The following is a 14,547-nucleotide window of genomic DNA, read 5'->3' on the forward strand; positions in this document are numbered from 1 at the left end:
GCCCGCGCCCCGGCCCGTGGACGGCCGCGTGGTCGCCTGCGCCTTCGCGGAGGAGCGCCCATGAGCGCGATCGCAGACGCCCCCGCCCCCGCGGGCCCGGACATGGACGCGGCCGTGGACGTGCGCGCCGTCGCGCGCTGGTTCGGCGGGCGCCCGCGCCTCTTCGGCGCCCCCGCGCCCACCGCGCGCGCGGTCGACGGCGTGTCCTTCCGCGCGCCGCGCGGGAGCGTGTTCGCGATCGTGGGCGAGTCGGGCTCGGGCAAGAGCACGCTCGCGCGCCTGCTCGTGGGCCTCCTGCCCCCGAGCGCGGGCGAGGTGCGCGTGGACGGGCAGGCGCTCGCGGACCTGGACGCCGCGGGCCTGCGCCGCCTGCGCCGGCGCATCCAGCTCGTGCTCCAGGACCCGCGCGCGTCCCTGGACCCGCGCATGACCGTGCGGCAGACGCTCACGGAGGCGCTCGTCGTTCACGGGCTGCGCCCGGACCGTGAGGCGCGCGAGGCGCGCGTTGCGGAGGCGGTCGGGCTCGTGGGCCTGAGCGCGGCCCACCTGGCGCGCTACCCGCACGAACTCTCGGGCGGCCAGCGCCAGCGCGCCGCCATCGCCCGCGCCATCATCTGCGAGCCCGACATCCTCGTGCTCGACGAGCCCGTGAGCGCGCTGGACGTCTCCGTGCAGGCGCAGATCATCAACCTCCTGATGGACCTGAAGGAGCGCCTGGCGCTCACCTTCGTGATCATCACCCACGACCTCGCCCTGGTCGAGCACATGGCCGACGCCGTGGGCGTCATGTACCTCGGGCGCTTCGTCGAGCAGGGTCCGGTAGCGGAGGTCTGCGGCGCCCCGCGCCACCCCTATACGCAGAGCCTCATGGCCGCGTCCGGCCACGGGCCCGCCGGGACCCGCGAGCCCGCGCCAGTGCTGGAGGGCTCCATCCCCAGCCCGCTGGCGATCCCCTCCGGCTGCCCGTTCCACACCCGCTGCCCGGCCGCCCGCCTCGTCGCGGCGCGCGAGCCGGCGCTGGCCGTCGCCACGCCGGACGGCCGCCTGCCCCGGCGCTGCGTGGAAGACATCCCCGCCCCGCGCCCCGCCCCCGGGGGGTCGAGCGTCGCCAGCTGCCATTTCGCCGACGAGCCCGCGGCTCACCGGTCCCCGCCTTCACCATGAAAGGGTCTCATCCCATGTCCAGCACCACCCAAGCCTCCGAGGTCGTGATCGTCGGCGGCGGCATCTATGGAACGAGCCTCGCCTACCAGCTCGCCTCGGCCGGCCGGTCGGTGACGCTGCTCGAGGCCGGCGAAATCGCCAGCGGCGCGTCCGGCGGCCCGGGCGAGCGCGGCGTGCGCGCCAACGGCCGCGACTTCCGGGAGCTGCCCGTCTGCGCGCTCTCGCTCGAGTTGTGGAAGCACTATCAGGAAACGTTCGAAGGCGGCGTCGGCTACCGCCGCATCGGCGGCATCAAGGTGTTCGACGTGCCCTACGGCCACCGCGAGCACGAAGTGCGCGGGCGCATGGAGGCCATGGCGGCCGCCCAGTCGAGCCTCGGCGCGCCTTCGGAGATCTGGAGTCGGGAAGAGACGCTGTCCCGCGAGCCGGAGCTGGCGAGCGGCATCATCGGCGCGGTGCATTGCCCGAACGACGGCGTGGGCGACCACACCTTCGCCACCCGGCAGTTCGCCCGCGAGGCCGCCAAGGCCGGGGCGACCATCCGCACCGGGGCCAAGGTCGTCGAGATCCTCCATGCGCGCGGCGCCGCCACGGGCGTGAAGCTGGCCAGCGGCGAGGTCGTGCCCGTGGGCGACAAGCTCGTCGTCGTGGCCAACGCCGGCGCCCAGGACCTGCTCAAGCCCATCTTCCGGCCGCACGAGTTCAGCCCCGTGTGGAACCTGATGCCGCAGATGCTCTACGTGACCAACCCGCTGAACAAGACCGTCAATCACCTGCTCTCGCACGCCCACCGCAGGCTCGCCGTGAAGCAGATTCCGGACGGAACGCTGATGCTCTCGGGCGGCGCCCACGTGGCCCACACGCCTGACGGGCTCTGGAAGGGCTCGCTGAGCGCCCTGACGCAGAACATCACCGACGCCATCATGACGTTCCCGTTCATCGACAGCTCGAGCTTCCTCAAGGCGGACGCGTCGCGCGTGGAGACCGTGGCGGCGGATGTGATCCCCCTGATCGGCCAGACGGAGGCGCTCTCCAACACGCTCTACGGCTACGCCTGGTCGGGCCACGGCTTCGCCATCTCGCTCGGCTTCACCAAGCTGTTCACCGACTGGATCCTGACCGGAACCAAGCCCGAGGCGCTGGAGCCCTTCTCGCCGGCGCGCTTCCACCAGCCCGCCGCGGCGCTGGCCACATCGGTGGTGAGCCGGGCGGCCTGAGGCCGCGACCTTCGATCCAGAGCCTCGACCAGCGGCGCCCGGCTCCGGGCGCCGCGCGTCCTCACCTGCCCTGAAAGGCGGACCATGCTTTCCGAATTCGACCCCGCGCGCCCGGGCAAGGCGTATTACGACCTCGGGCCGATCACCGGCGCCCTAGACGGCGTCAGCGGCGACGTCCTGTGCTGCATCAACAACGGCGCGGGCCCGTCCGTCCTCCTGCTAGGCGGCGTGCACGGCGACGAGTACGAGGCGCAGGTCGTGCTGCGCCGCCTCGCGGCGTCGATCGCCCCGGAGGCGGTGACGGGGCGCATCATCATCGCGCCTTCCATCAACTTTCCGGCCTCCGAGAAGGGCCGGCGCCTCTCGCCCTTCGACGGGCAGAACATGAACCGGGTATTTCCCGGCAAAACGGACGGCACGCCGACCGAGCGCCTGGCCGCCTTCGCGACCCGACACCTGTTCACAGCCGTCGACCTGCTCATCGATGTCCACGCGGGCGGGCGGGACGTCAGCGTCGTCCCCCATGTCTTCGGCTTCTCGACGGCGTCCAGCAAGGTGGGCTCCGAGGCGCTCACGCGCCTGATGGAGGCCTGGGGCTATCGGTTCATCCAGCACGTGGACGGGATCCGCGAGACCGCTTGCGGCGCGGCCAAGGAGATGGACCTCGCCTCCATCGAGGTGGAAGGCGGCGGCGGACGGATGCAGGGCGCCGAGCTCCGCATCATGGAAGAGGGACTGCTGCGCGGCCTCGCCGCTTTCGGAGTGCTGAAGCCGACCCTGCCGCCCGCGTCCTTTGCAGGCGTCCACGTCACGGCGGGCCCAGAGGGCCAATATCTCGCCTCCGCCCCGGGGCTGGTCGAGCATCTGGTCGGCCTGGGCGACGAGGTGAGCCCGGAGACCGTAGTGGCCCGCATCCACCCCGTCGCCGGGGCGGATGCGCAGCCCCGGCCCGTCCGGAGCCCCGTGCCGGGCTACGTGCTGCGCCAGACGGAGCACGCCTTTGTCATGCCGGGCCAGCTGATCGGCAACGTCGGCACGCCCCTTTCCCGCTGAGGAGGGGCTCCGGAGCAAACCGCCAGGCGCTGGCCGCGCCTGGCCCTTGGCGGGTCCCGCAGGTGGTCAGGCGACAAGCCCGCGCATCGGCGCGATGGCGCCCGATCCCGGGAAGACGGTCTCGCCCAGCGCCGCCGGCGAGCAGCCCAGGAGGTCGACGGCGACGCCCTTGACCACGGCGCGCAGGTCGGTCGTGGGCGCGAGGTCGCGGCCGTCCCTGAGCTGGGCGGCCTTCAGGCCGGGCCAGTCGGCGATTACGCGTCCGCCCTTCACCGCGCCGCCGGCCAGGAAGGCGGTCGTGCCGGTCCCGTGGTCGGTGCCCTCCGTCCCGTTCACGCGCGCGGTGCGGCCGAACTCGGTCGCGACGAGGATCACGGTGTCCTTCCACGCCGGCCCGAGCTCCCGCTCGAAGGCGGCCAGCGCGCCGTCCAGGCCGCCGAGGAGGCGCGCGAGCCGGCCGATCTCCTGGGCGTGCGTGTCCCAGCCCTCGAAGGCCAGTGCGGCGATGCGAGGCCCTTCCGGGCGGGCGATCAGCCGCGCCGCGCCCGTGGCCATCTGGGCCATGCCGACCGGATCGGCCGCGCCGCCCTGCGCCTTCACGTCGAGCCCCGAGGCGACCTTGCCGGTCTCAACCGCTTCCCCCAGGGCCCTCGCCAGGAGGGGATCGGTCTGGCCGTAGAGGTCCATCAGCCGGGGAGCGAGATCGGCGCGGGCGGGCCTGAGCATGGGCGGCGCCCAGCCGAGCACAGGCGCGGGACCACGAATCACCAGGGGGGCCGCCGCTCCCACGGAAACGCCCCGGAGCCCGGCGGCCGGATCCACGCGGGCGCCGGCAGGCACGGTCGCGAGCAGGCGGTTCAGCCAGCCGGAATCGGTGCGCCCGGGACGCTCGTAGCCGGATTCGAGCACATCCTGCCCATCGAAATGGGAGCGGTCGCGGTAGGAAGTGGCCGCGGCGTGCACCACCGCGGCCTCGCCCTTGCCGTAGAGCCGCGCGAAATTCGGCATCGAGGGATGCAGGGCGAAGAAGCCGTCGAGCGCGAGGGCCGCGTTGTCGCCGGAGGCCGACAGGGCGATGGAACGGCGCATGTCCGCGTAGTCGGGGTCTCCGACCGGGGGCACGGCAGTGAGTCCATCCAGCGCGCCGCGCAGAATGATCGTCACGAAGCGGGCGTCCCTGTTCCCTGCCGCGAACGCGAAGCGCGGCATGGAAGCCCAGGCGAAGAGGGCCCCAGCCGCGCCCAGGACGGCGCGGCGGCTCGGCGTGATGAGTTCGCAGGACATGGTCAGCGCCTCTGGAATTCGGGGGAAAGGAACAGCAAGGCCAGGCCCTGCTGGCGCGTTTCGGCGCGGGCGACCGCCTCTCGGGTCTGGGCGGAGAGAAGCGGCCCGAAGAGCGTCTCGGCGAGCGCGCGGGGGTCGTCACTGCTGGCCTGCGAGGCCACGAGCGAGGCGACGTCCATGCGGGCGCTGACCCCCTCGGCGGAAGCCCAGGCGGGCGCGAGGTCGGAGAACCCGTTGGGCCCGGGCGGGGCCCAGAGCGGCTGGCCCATGCTGGCCAGCACGCCCGCGAGGCGCTGCCCGTTGGGCTGGGCGTCGGTGGCCCTCATGAGCGCGATGGTGAACTCCAGCGGCGAGCGCACCTTGGCGCGCTCGGGAGCCCAGGCGAGCTCATGCCGCACGAGCGTCTCCGACACGGCGGCGAGGTTCCCGTCGGTGTTCCGGTAGGTCGCCGCGAGAGCGTCGACAAGGGCTTGCGGCGGCTCGTCCGCGACGAAGTGGCGGGCGAGTTTCGTGGCGACATGGCGGGCGGTCGCGGGGTGGCGCGCCAGCGCCAGCAGCGCCGCCCTGCCCTGCCCGAACCCGGAAGCGGGGTAACGCACGCCCAGGATCGTCCTGTCCCCCGGCTCGTGCGCCCGGGGATTGAACATGAAGCGGCCGGGCTCGCCCATCCGCCCCTGCGGCCCCACGATGGTCCATCCGGTGATGGCCTGCGCCAGGGCGGTCACGTCTCCTTGCGTATAGCCGCCGTCGACCCCCAGGGTGTGGAGTTCGAGGATCTCCCGGGCGAGGTTCTCGTTCAGACCGTTCCGGCCGCCCCGGCTGGCGGGCGAATTGGCGCCGACGGACCGCTGGTTGTCGAGGAACACCAGCATCGCCGGGTGGGTCTCCACCGTCATGAGCATGTCGGCGAACCGGCCGAACACGTGGGGCCGGATCGCCTCCCGCTCGAAGGCGCCCGCGAGAACGCGGACTACAGGCCCCTTGGCGGCGGAGACGGCGAAGTGGTTGCTCCAGAACAGGACCATCCGCTCGGCGAAGCCGACGCCCGGCCTGCGCCAGGCGCCCTCCGCCCGGGCTTCCAGTTCGGCCAGGAAGATGCGCCGGGGCAGCGGGGGGCCTTCGGGGCGATCCTTCGCGCCGGCGCGCTCCGGGCTGCCTGCCGCCATGTCCGGCCGCATGCCTGGCGACGCCTTTCCCGCCCCGCCCTGTTGCGCGCTCTCGCGCGCCTCCTTCCGGGCCTCGCGGAAGGCATAGAACTGACGCAGGACTTCGTCGCTGGGGGCGAGGTCTGGATTGTCCGACAGGGGATCGGCCCCGGCGCGGATTTCCTCGCGCAGCGCGTCGATCGGATCCCCGGGCAGGTCCAGCCCGCGCCCGCGGCGGGCGCCCAGGCCGAACCGCGACATGGCCAGGGCGGGGCGGAGGGCGTCGTCAGTGCGTGTCATCGGCTTCCATCCGGAATTGCGACTTCTGGTTGAACGGACCCGGTCGGCCGTTCCGTCGCTCAAGGACCGGGAATCTTGGTCTGCGGCGGCCCCGCCCTCCGATTGGCCGGAACGAGGGCGCCGGCGAGCTCCCGCCGGCCCTCCGGCCCCAGGGCCACGAGGGCCTGGGCGAGTTCCGGCTCCAGGCGCTCGCGCAGGGCGACCTCGGCTCCGCGCAGGCGCGCCAGGGCCTCCTGCACGGTGGCGACCGACGCGTTCGAATCAACCAGCGCGCGACCGAGCGCCGCCCGGGCCTCCCTCACGTCCCGGACCTGCGGCCTCGATTGCCGGCGGCCCTCGGCCATGCTGGCCCGGAAAGCCTCCCGGCCCCGGGCGTCTGCGGTCAGCATCACCGCCCGGGCGAGCCCGACCCCGGGCCCGACCCGGTGCGCCTGCCGCCACCAGACGAAAGCGCCGCCTGCGAGCAGGCCAGCCTGGAAGATCGCGGTCACCAGAAGAACGATGATCCACCGCCTCTCTCGGCGCGAGCCGGCAGTCCGCTCGCGGCTCCGGCCTTCGTCCACCGCGGGCTCCGCCATGTCGCTGGTCTCCCGTGCCATCAGAGGGCCCCATCCGCTTCGTCGCCGACGGTCCAGGTCCCGAAGTCCGCAAAGGCCGGCGAGGCCGGCGGCAGGACGGCCGTGGCGACGGCGACTCCGGCGAAGGCCCCGGCCAGGCCGACGCCGGCGAAGCCCAGCGCAGCCCACCAGAGCCGGCGTCGGCGCTTGCGGGCCAGGCCGCCGGAAGCGGCCTCCACCACCCGGCCGACCAGCGCCGCGGCGGGCGCGTCCACGGCGTAGCGGTCGAGCTCCGCGTCGAGCGCCAAGGCCCGGCCCAGGATCGCTCGACCCGCCTCCGTGGCGGCGAGCCGGCGGGCGTCGTCGCGATGCTCGGCCGGCCACCGCTCGATGGCGCCGCCATAGGCCTCTGCAAGGGCGCCGAAGCGCCCGATGTCCATGGGCGCGGCTTGTTCAGTCATTGTCCCGGTCCCTGATCAGAATGGCGTGGAGCGCCCGGCGCCCGCGCGCAAGCAGGCTCTCCAGCGCGTCGACGCTGACCCCCATGGCCGCTGCGGCCTCGATGTTCGACAGCTCCTGGTAGTAGACGAGCACGAGGGCCTCCCGCTGGCGCGGAGCGATGGCCTGCAGCGCGCCCTCGACTCGCGACCGGCGCTCCTCGGCCGGATCGTCGCGCTCCGCCTCCAGGGCGAGCGGCGGCTCCTGGGCATGCTCCGACTCGGTCCGAACGGCGCGGCGCCGGAGGCGGTCGTAGCAGAGGTTCATCGCCACGCGATGGATCCATGTGTCGAAGCGCGCCGAGCCTGCCTTCCAGGTCGCCGCGTTGCGCCAGATCCGCAGAAACGCCTCCTGGGCCACGTCCTCGGCCTCCGCGGAGTCGGCCAGCATGCGGCGGGCGAGGGCCAGCAGGCGCGGCAGCTTGCGCTCGACGAGCCTGCGCATGGCGCGCGCATCGCCGCGCCCAATCGCGCGGACCAGGTCCTCGTCGGGATCCTCCACCATCAGGGCAGCCCGCCGTCGTCATCAGCCATGGCGATCCCGAGTCGCCGCGGGGCGCCGCAGGCTCTCGGTCGCGGGGCCGGGATCGTCGGGGCGGGCCACCGGACGTCGGCCGGGCATGATCGTGGTCGGAACGTCGCTCATGGCCGTTCAACGGTCCGGCCGGCGAAATCCGTCGGCCTCGTCCCGCGCGCCATGATGGAACGGGAGAGCGAGGCTCGCCATTGGCTTGGCGTCTCAAATCGCGCGGAGTTCATGCGATGATTAAGTCAGCTCTCCTGGCCGGCGGCCTCCTTCTCGCGGCGACGGGCTTCGGCATGGCGCAGAGCGCCACGACGGCCAGCCCCAACCAGGCCGGCGCATCCCGCAGCATGATGCAGAACAGCGGCCCGGCGAAGCGCTCGGCGGCGCCGGCGGGCAAGGCCGAGCGGTCGGCCAAGTCGAAGGAATGCTCGGCCCAGGCCGACCAGCAAGGCCTGCACGGCAAGGCGCGCAAGTCGTTCCGGTCCAAGTGCATGCGCGGCGCCTGAGGGCGTCGCCGGCGAGGCGCCGGCCTACTGGTTGGGCCGGCCCTCGCCGTCCAGGGCGGCCGTCGCGCTGAGCCTCGCGTTGCGGATGTGGCGGCGCATGGCGATCTCGGCGCCGTCCGGGTCGCGCTGCTCCATGGCGGCCAGGATCGCGGCGTGCTCGTGCCAGGCCGCCTTGGCGCGGCCGGGACGGGTGCTGGACCGGAGCCTGTGGATCCGGAGCTGGTAGTACACCTCGTCCAGCAGCAGCCGCTCGATCCGCTCGCTGCGCGACGCGTGCACGATGGCGAAGTGGAAGTCGTCGTCGTGGGAGTGCTGCCGGTAGGCCTGGCCGGCGGCGAGCGCGGGCCGGTTGGCGTGCTGCCGCAGCAGGTCCCCGAGGCTCCGCAGCTCCGAGTCCGTGATCACTTCGGCCGCCAGGCGGGCGGCCATGCCCTCGAGGGCCTCCCGGACCAGGAACAGGTGCTCCAGGTCGTCCTTGCTGAACTGGATCACCCTGACCCCGAGCCGTGGCGTCCGGGTGACGAGACGGCCTTCCAGCCGCCCCAGGGCTTCACGCAGCGGGCCGCGGCTGATGCCGAGCTTTCGCGCCAGATCCGCTTCGGACAGCTTCTCCCCCGGCTCGAACTCGCCCGACGTGATCGCCTCGACGAGCTTCCCGAAGGCCTCGTTGGCGAGGGATGTTCCTGCAATGGGATTGAGAACGCTCATCGCGCAGCCCTTATCGAGAGATCGCCTCGGTTTCCACCCTGACCTGCTCCGGGCGGTCTCGCCGCCGCCCTGCCGTGAACAATGGCCCACGCCGACTATGATAGCAAACTGTTGACAGTTGACCAACGCGGGATAAGCTCGCCTCCCAATCGGCCCGGCACGGCGATGCTGCGGGTGGGAGGATCAATGAAATCGACTGAACGCCTGAAGGCCATCCTGGCCCGCCGGAACGCGGTGACGGTCCCTGGGGCCGCCAACGGCCTGTTCGCCCGCGTGATCGAGGATCTCGGCTTCGAAGTGGTCTACGTGACCGGCGCCGGCGTCGCCAACATGCGCCTGGGCGCCCCCGACATCGGCCTGACCACCGTCACCGAGGTCGCCGACACCGTCGCGGCGATCGCGGATTGCGTGTCGCTGCCGCTGATCGTGGATGCGGACACCGGGTTCGGCAACGCCGTCAACATGGTCCGGACGATCCGGGTGCTCGAGCGCGCCGGCGCGGCGGGCATCCAGATCGAGGACCAGGTCTTCCCCAAGAAGTGCGGGCACTTCAACGGCAAGGACGTCATCTCCACCCAGGAGATGGTCCAGAAGATCAAGGCGGCGGCAGACTCGCGCCACGACCAGAACCTGCAGATCATCGCCCGGACGGACGCCGCCGCCGTGGAGGGCATCGACCGCGCGATCGAGCGGGCGCAGGCCTTTGTCGAGGCCGGCGCGGACGTCACCTTCGTGGAGGCCCCGACGACGCTGGACCAGCTCGCGCGCATCCCGCGCGAGATCGGCGTTCCGCAGGTCGCCAACATCGTGTTCGGCGGCCGCACGCCCGATCCGGGCCGCGAGAAGCTCGCCGAAATGGGCTTCTCCATCGTGCTCTACGCCAACGCTGCCCTGCAGGCCGCCTTGAGGGCCTCCTACGAGGTTCTGGGCGCGCTCAAGGCCGAGGGCCGGCTCGACTCCGTCGCCGACCGGCTCGCCTCCTTCGAGGAACGCCAGCGGGCCGTGGCCAAGGACGAGTGGGACGCGCGCGAGCAGCGCTACCGCGTGGGATCGTGAGGAGCGAACAATGGCGAGACCCTGGGACGGCATCATCTCCGAGGAAGAGCAGCGGGCCTACAACGCGGCGGGCTTCGGCCGCGCGACCGGCCTGGGCTCCCGCCCTGCCCTTCTGATCATCGACGTCCAGTACCGCACCGTGGGCACGCGCCCCATGCCGTTCTGGGAGGCGATCAAGGAATATCCGACCTCCTGCGGCGAGGTCGCCTGGGATGCGGTGCACAACATCCGCAAAGTGCTCGACGTGTTCCGCGAGCGGGGCTGGCCCGTGCTCTACCCCTATGTGGCGCCCAAGCAGTCGTTCGACAGGGGCCGCCTTTCCGACAAGGTGCCGGCCATCATGAACGTGGCGGCGAAGGGCTACGAGTTCGTGGAGGAGATCGCCCCGGCCGAGCAGGACATCCTGCTGCCGAAGAAGCATCCTTCGGCGTTCTTCGGCACGCCGCTCACGAGCTACCTCATCAACCTCGGGGCGGACACGCTCGTGGTGACCGGGTGCAGCACCAGCGGCTGCGTGCGCGGCAGCGTCGTGGACGCCTTCGCGTACAATTTCCGCGTCCTGGTGCCCGAAGACGCCGTCTACGACCGGTCCGCCACGTCGCACGCGGTCAACCTCTTCGACATGGCCTCGAAATATGCGGACGTCATGCCGACCAGCGACGCCTTGAGCGCCCTCAGGGCGATCGGCTGAGCCACACAATCAAGCCGTTTGTGGAGGGAAAACGATGAAACTCATGTCTCGCTCAATCCATCGCCGGGCGGCTCTCGCCGGGTTCAGTCTCCTTGCCCTGGGGCTCGCGGCCGGCGCCGCCCAGGCCCAGGAGACGTTCAAGTTCGGCCTGGCCATGCCGCTCTCGGGCGGCCAGGCTCTCTATGGCCAGGACCAGGTGAAGGCCGCCGAATGGGGCGTCGCCGCCATCAACGCCGCCGGCGGCGTGAACGGCAAGAAGCTGGAGATGGTGGTGCTCGACACCCGGGCCGACCCGCAAGTGGGCATCCAGTCGGCCAACCGGCTGATCTCGGTGGACAAGACGCCCGCCTTCATCAGCGCCTGGTCGGCGGTCGTGAAGGCCATCGCGCCGGTCGCCAACGACAACAAGGTCGTCCAGCTCTCCGTGGGCGCGAACTCGGCCGAAATCGCCAAGCTCGGCGACTACACCTACACCACCTTCCCGCTTGCGGACATCGACATCACCGCGGTGGCCAACTACTCGGCCACGACCCTGGGCAAGAAGAAGGCCGCCGTCCTCTACATCAACAACGAGACCGGGGTGGTCGCCGCCCAGATCTATCGCGACGTCTTCACCAAGGCCGGCGGGCAGGTCGTCGCCTACGAGGCCTACGACCCGAAGGCGTCGGACTGGACCGGCTCCCTGCTGAAGGTGCGCGCCGCGAACCCTGACATCATCCACATCCAGGGGCTGGTGTCGGATACTCCGCAGGTCATCGCGCAGATGCGCCAGCTCGGCCTGCAGCAGCCGGTCAGCTCCTATTCCGCGGTGTACAATCCCAAGCTGATCGAGCAGCTCGGCAAGGCAGCCGAGGGCGTGATCGCGACCTCCTTGGCCCCCGGCCTCGAGTCCAAGCCCGTGGCCGATTATGTCGAGCGCTGGCGCAAGGAAGTGGGCCGCGAACCGAACGGCCTGCCCTACACCCAGTACCTCTATGACGCCCCGTACATCATGGCGGCGGTGTTCAAGTCGCTCGACGACAAGAAGCTCCCGATCACCGGCGAGAACTTCCGCAAGGAGATGCTGGCGATCAAGAGCTTCGACCTGCCGCTCACCGGCAAGCTCGTGATCAACGAGAACCACACCGTGAACAAGCCCGTCTACCTGATGCAGGTGAAGGACGGGAAGTGGACCCAGCTCGCAGTCGTGAACTGATCGCGCGCGCGACCGGCGGCGGGACAAGCTCGCCGCCGGCCCTGGGGAGGGACCCATGCTTTCCGCCGATATCATCGCGCAGATCCTTTGGACATCGCTCGCGACCTCGAGCTACGCCGTGCTGTTCGCGCTCGCGTTCGCGCTCGTCCTGAAGGTCAATCGCGTCTTCAACTTCGCCCAGGCGGCGATGATGACGGTCAGCTTCTACGCGGCCCACGCCACCGTGGCGCTGGCAGGGCTGCCCTCCTGGCTCGGGTTCCTGGCGGCGCTCGCCGGCTCTCTGGCCATCGCGCTCCTGATCGAGGTCCTCGGCTTCCGCACGCTGCGGCGGCGTCGCGCCGCGCAGATGTTCGTGTTCATCTTCACGCTGATCATCTCGGAGCTCGTCGCGTATATCGCGATGCTGGTCTTCGGGACCTGGCCGGCCACCATCTTCCCCTCCCTGTTCTGGCCAGTCACCCTCGTGGGCGGGATCGCGGTGAGCGCATGGGATCTCCCGGCCGTGGGAGCGATGCTCCTGGCCGTCGCCGCCCTGTTCGGCTTCCTGCGCTTTGCCCGCATGGGCCAGTTCATGGTGGCGGTGTCCGACAACCCGGACCTGGCCGAGCTCTACGGAATCGCCAAGGAGCGGGTGTTCCTGTTCGCGATGGTCATCTCCGCGCTGCTCGTGGCGCTCGCGATGTTCCTGTACGGAACCCGCGCCCAGGTGCAGCCGACGACCTCCATCGAGCTGATGCTGTTCGCCATCGCGGCCACGATCATCGGGGGCATCGGCAATCTCTGGGGCGCGGCCATCACCGCCCTCCTGCTTGGCGTCGTACAGAACGCCAGCGTGCTGTTCATCCCCTCGGAATGGCAGGGCTTTCTTCTCTACGTCTTCCTGTTCCTGGCGATCGTGTTCTTCCCGAACGGCATCCGCCTGCCGCAGCGCTCGCGCCGTCTGACCCGCAAGACGCCGACCCCGACGCTCGACGCCTCGCCGACCTCCGACCCCCAGAAGGTGTGAGCCGATGGAATACCTCTACACCATCATCATCCTGGTCGGGCTCTACGTGGTCCTGGCCTCGAGCTTCAATCTCGTCATCGGCTACGCCGGCCTGATCTCCATCGCCCACCCGGTGTTCTACGCCATCGGGGCCTATGGCTCGGCGCTGCTGGCCCGCGACTTCGGATGGCCGGCGCCTCTGGCCATGCTCGCCGGGGCGCTCCTGGCTGTGGCCGCCTCCATCCTGCTGGCGCTGCCCTCGCTGCGGGTGTCGGGCGACTACCTGCTGATCGCCAGCATAGGCTTCCAGCTCGGCCTGCTGGAGATCATCAAGAACGTGTCCTGGACCGGCGGCGCCGGCGGGCTCACCAACATCCCGGCCGCGTTCGCGCCATCCACGCCGCACTGGGTCTACGCAGTCATCGTGGTGGTGGTCGCCGCCCTGTCCGTCCTCGCGGTGCGGGCGGTCGCCCACGGCGCCTATGGGCGGGCGATGAGCGCCCTGCGCGACGACGAGCTCGCCTTCTCCATGCTAGGCCGCAACGCGGTCGCCATGAAGGTCGGCAGCTTCGCCCTCGGCTGCGGCCTGGCGGGGTTCGCCGGGGCCCTCTATGCCCACCAGTTCCGTTATCTCGCCCCGGACCAGTTCGAGATCCTGCAGTCGTCCGCCATCCTGACGATGGTGGTGGTCGGCGGCTTGCGCACCACCTGGGGACCGGTGGTCGGCGCGGTGATGCTGCAGGCGCTTCCGCAGGCCATCACCTTCATGAACCTCCCCCCGAGCCTGCTCGGCCCGCTGCAGGGGCTGCTGTTCACCGGCCTGGTGCTCGTCTTCATGTTCATCCGCCCGCAGGGGCTGATCCCCGCCGCTGACGTCTGGACCGGCGCGAAGGAGGCCCATGATGTCGGCCGTCGTTGAAATCCGAGGTCTGGAGAAGCGCTTCGGCGGCATCGTGGTCGCGGACGGCATCGACCTGACGCTGACGGCCGGGCGCGTGCTGGGGCTCATCGGCCCGAACGGCGCCGGCAAGACCTCGCTGTTCAACCTCATCTCCGGCGTGGTCCGGCCGGACGCCGGCAGCGTGCGGCTGGACGGCCGCCCGCTGGACGGCATGAAGATGCACCAGAGGGCGCGCCTCGGCCTCAGCAGGACATGGCAGAACCTGCGGCTGTTCCCCTCCCTTTCCGTGCTCGACAACCTGATGGTCGCCCCGCGACGCTATGCGGGCGAGAGCCTGCTGCGGCTGGCCTTCTTCCCCGGCGTGGTGCGACAGGCCGAGGCCGAATCCCGCCGCAAGGCGCTCCAGATCCTGGAGCGAACCGGCCTCGCGGACGTGGCGAACAAGCCTGCGGGCGGGCTCACCTTCGGCCAGCAGAAGCTCGTCGGGGTGGCGCGGGCGCTGATGAACGACGCGCGATGCCTGCTGCTCGACGAACCCATGGCGGGCGTCGAGGGCCAGGCCTACCAGACGATCCAGAACGTGGTGCGGGACCTCGCCGCCTCCGGCGTGGCGGTGTGCGTGGTGGAGCACAACGTCGCCTTCATCCGGGACCTCTGCGACGAAGGGGTCTTCATGTTCGCCGGGCGCGTGCTCGCGCGCGGCGCCGTCGCCGACCTCATCGCCGATCCCCGGCTGACCGAACTCTATTTCGGGACCTGAGC

Annotated in this window: 16 protein-coding genes; 10 read left to right on the plus strand and 6 right to left on the minus strand. The window is 71.2% G+C overall.

Features of this window, described 5'->3' with window-relative positions; genetic code table 11:
• The first annotated feature begins 60 nt into the window (after positions 1–60).
• From SLNSH_RS07610 to SLNSH_RS07620, 3 genes are all read left to right on the plus strand, one after another.
• Positions 61–1,164 carry an oligopeptide/dipeptide ABC transporter ATP-binding protein gene (locus tag SLNSH_RS07610; RefSeq protein WP_210202489.1) on the plus strand — a complete coding sequence of 368 codons (1,104 nt, stop codon included), beginning with the start codon at positions 61–63 and terminating at the stop codon, positions 1,162–1,164.
• A 14-nt stretch (positions 1,165–1,178) separates the two neighbouring features.
• Positions 1,179–2,381, plus strand: coding sequence for an NAD(P)/FAD-dependent oxidoreductase (locus tag SLNSH_RS07615; protein ID WP_158266712.1), 1,203 nt, complete (start codon positions 1,179–1,181; stop codon positions 2,379–2,381).
• 84 nt (positions 2,382–2,465) lie between these two features.
• Positions 2,466–3,434 (plus strand): M14 family metallopeptidase, encoded by a 969-nt coding sequence (locus tag SLNSH_RS07620; protein ID WP_106336087.1) that lies wholly within the window; start codon positions 2,466–2,468, stop codon positions 3,432–3,434.
• Between the two features lie 66 nt (positions 3,435–3,500).
• On the opposite strand, the gene SLNSH_RS07625 is transcribed toward SLNSH_RS07620, so the two are convergent.
• The 5 genes from SLNSH_RS07625 to SLNSH_RS07645 are packed head-to-tail and all read right to left on the minus strand — an operon-like array spanning position 3,501 to position 7,722.
• A complete protein-coding gene (locus tag SLNSH_RS07625; RefSeq protein ID WP_106336088.1) occupies positions 3,501–4,718 on the minus strand; it encodes a DUF1501 domain-containing protein in 1,218 nt (405 codons plus the stop codon).
• A gap of 2 nt (positions 4,719–4,720) precedes the next feature.
• Positions 4,721–6,163, minus strand: coding sequence for a DUF1800 domain-containing protein (locus SLNSH_RS07630; protein ID WP_106336089.1), 1,443 nt, complete (start codon positions 6,161–6,163; stop codon positions 4,721–4,723).
• A 59-nt stretch (positions 6,164–6,222) separates the two neighbouring features.
• Positions 6,223–6,741, minus strand: coding sequence for a periplasmic heavy metal sensor (locus SLNSH_RS07635; protein WP_158266713.1), 519 nt, complete (start codon positions 6,739–6,741; stop codon positions 6,223–6,225).
• A gap of 20 nt (positions 6,742–6,761) precedes the next feature.
• Positions 6,762–7,181, minus strand: a complete 420-nt coding sequence (locus SLNSH_RS07640; RefSeq protein WP_106336091.1) for a hypothetical protein — start codon at positions 7,179–7,181, stop codon at positions 6,762–6,764.
• On the minus strand, positions 7,174–7,722 hold the full coding sequence (locus SLNSH_RS07645) for an RNA polymerase sigma factor (RefSeq protein ID WP_106336092.1): 549 nt from the start codon (positions 7,720–7,722) through the stop codon (positions 7,174–7,176). The genes SLNSH_RS07640 and SLNSH_RS07645 overlap by 8 nt, the downstream gene beginning before the upstream one ends.
• Positions 7,723–7,979: 257 nt before the next feature.
• Here SLNSH_RS07645 and SLNSH_RS07650 point away from each other — a divergent pair, with 257 nt between their 5' ends.
• Entirely contained in the window at positions 7,980–8,249 is a 270-nt protein-coding gene (locus SLNSH_RS07650; protein ID WP_106336093.1) for a PsiF family protein, read from the plus strand.
• 24 nt (positions 8,250–8,273) lie between these two features.
• Here SLNSH_RS07650 and SLNSH_RS07655 read toward each other — a convergent pair whose 3' ends face one another.
• The gene (locus SLNSH_RS07655; protein ID WP_106336094.1) at positions 8,274–8,957 is read right to left on the minus strand and encodes a GntR family transcriptional regulator; all 684 of its coding nucleotides are present in this window, start codon (positions 8,955–8,957) and stop codon (positions 8,274–8,276) included.
• Positions 8,958–9,143: 186 nt separating this feature from the next.
• Here SLNSH_RS07655 and SLNSH_RS07660 point away from each other — a divergent pair, with 186 nt between their 5' ends.
• Genes SLNSH_RS07660 through SLNSH_RS07685 form a run of 6 tightly spaced genes read left to right on the plus strand, consistent with a single transcriptional unit; the run spans position 9,144 to position 14,545 of the window.
• Positions 9,144–10,013, plus strand: a complete 870-nt coding sequence (locus SLNSH_RS07660; RefSeq protein WP_106336095.1) for an isocitrate lyase/PEP mutase family protein — start codon at positions 9,144–9,146, stop codon at positions 10,011–10,013.
• Positions 10,014–10,023: 10 nt separating this feature from the next.
• Entirely contained in the window at positions 10,024–10,704 is a 681-nt protein-coding gene (locus SLNSH_RS07665) for an isochorismatase family protein (RefSeq protein ID WP_106336096.1), read from the plus strand.
• Between the two features lie 34 nt (positions 10,705–10,738).
• Positions 10,739–11,899: an ABC transporter substrate-binding protein gene (locus tag SLNSH_RS07670; RefSeq protein ID WP_106336097.1), complete on the plus strand. Its 1,161-nt coding sequence runs from the start codon at positions 10,739–10,741 to the stop codon at positions 11,897–11,899.
• Positions 11,900–11,954: 55 nt separating this feature from the next.
• Positions 11,955–12,905, plus strand: a complete 951-nt coding sequence (locus tag SLNSH_RS07675) for a branched-chain amino acid ABC transporter permease (protein ID WP_106336098.1) — start codon at positions 11,955–11,957, stop codon at positions 12,903–12,905.
• A gap of 4 nt (positions 12,906–12,909) precedes the next feature.
• Positions 12,910–13,803, plus strand: a complete 894-nt coding sequence (locus tag SLNSH_RS07680) for a branched-chain amino acid ABC transporter permease (RefSeq protein WP_106336099.1) — start codon at positions 12,910–12,912, stop codon at positions 13,801–13,803.
• On the plus strand, positions 13,787–14,545 hold the full coding sequence (locus SLNSH_RS07685; protein ID WP_106336100.1) for an ABC transporter ATP-binding protein: 759 nt from the start codon (positions 13,787–13,789) through the stop codon (positions 14,543–14,545). The genes SLNSH_RS07680 and SLNSH_RS07685 overlap by 17 nt, the downstream gene beginning before the upstream one ends.
• The last annotated feature ends 2 nt before the right edge of the window (positions 14,546–14,547 follow it).

The sequence above is a fragment of the Alsobacter soli genome (genome assembly GCF_003004785.1).
Taxonomy (GTDB): Bacteria; Pseudomonadota; Alphaproteobacteria; order Rhizobiales; family Beijerinckiaceae; genus Alsobacter; species Alsobacter soli.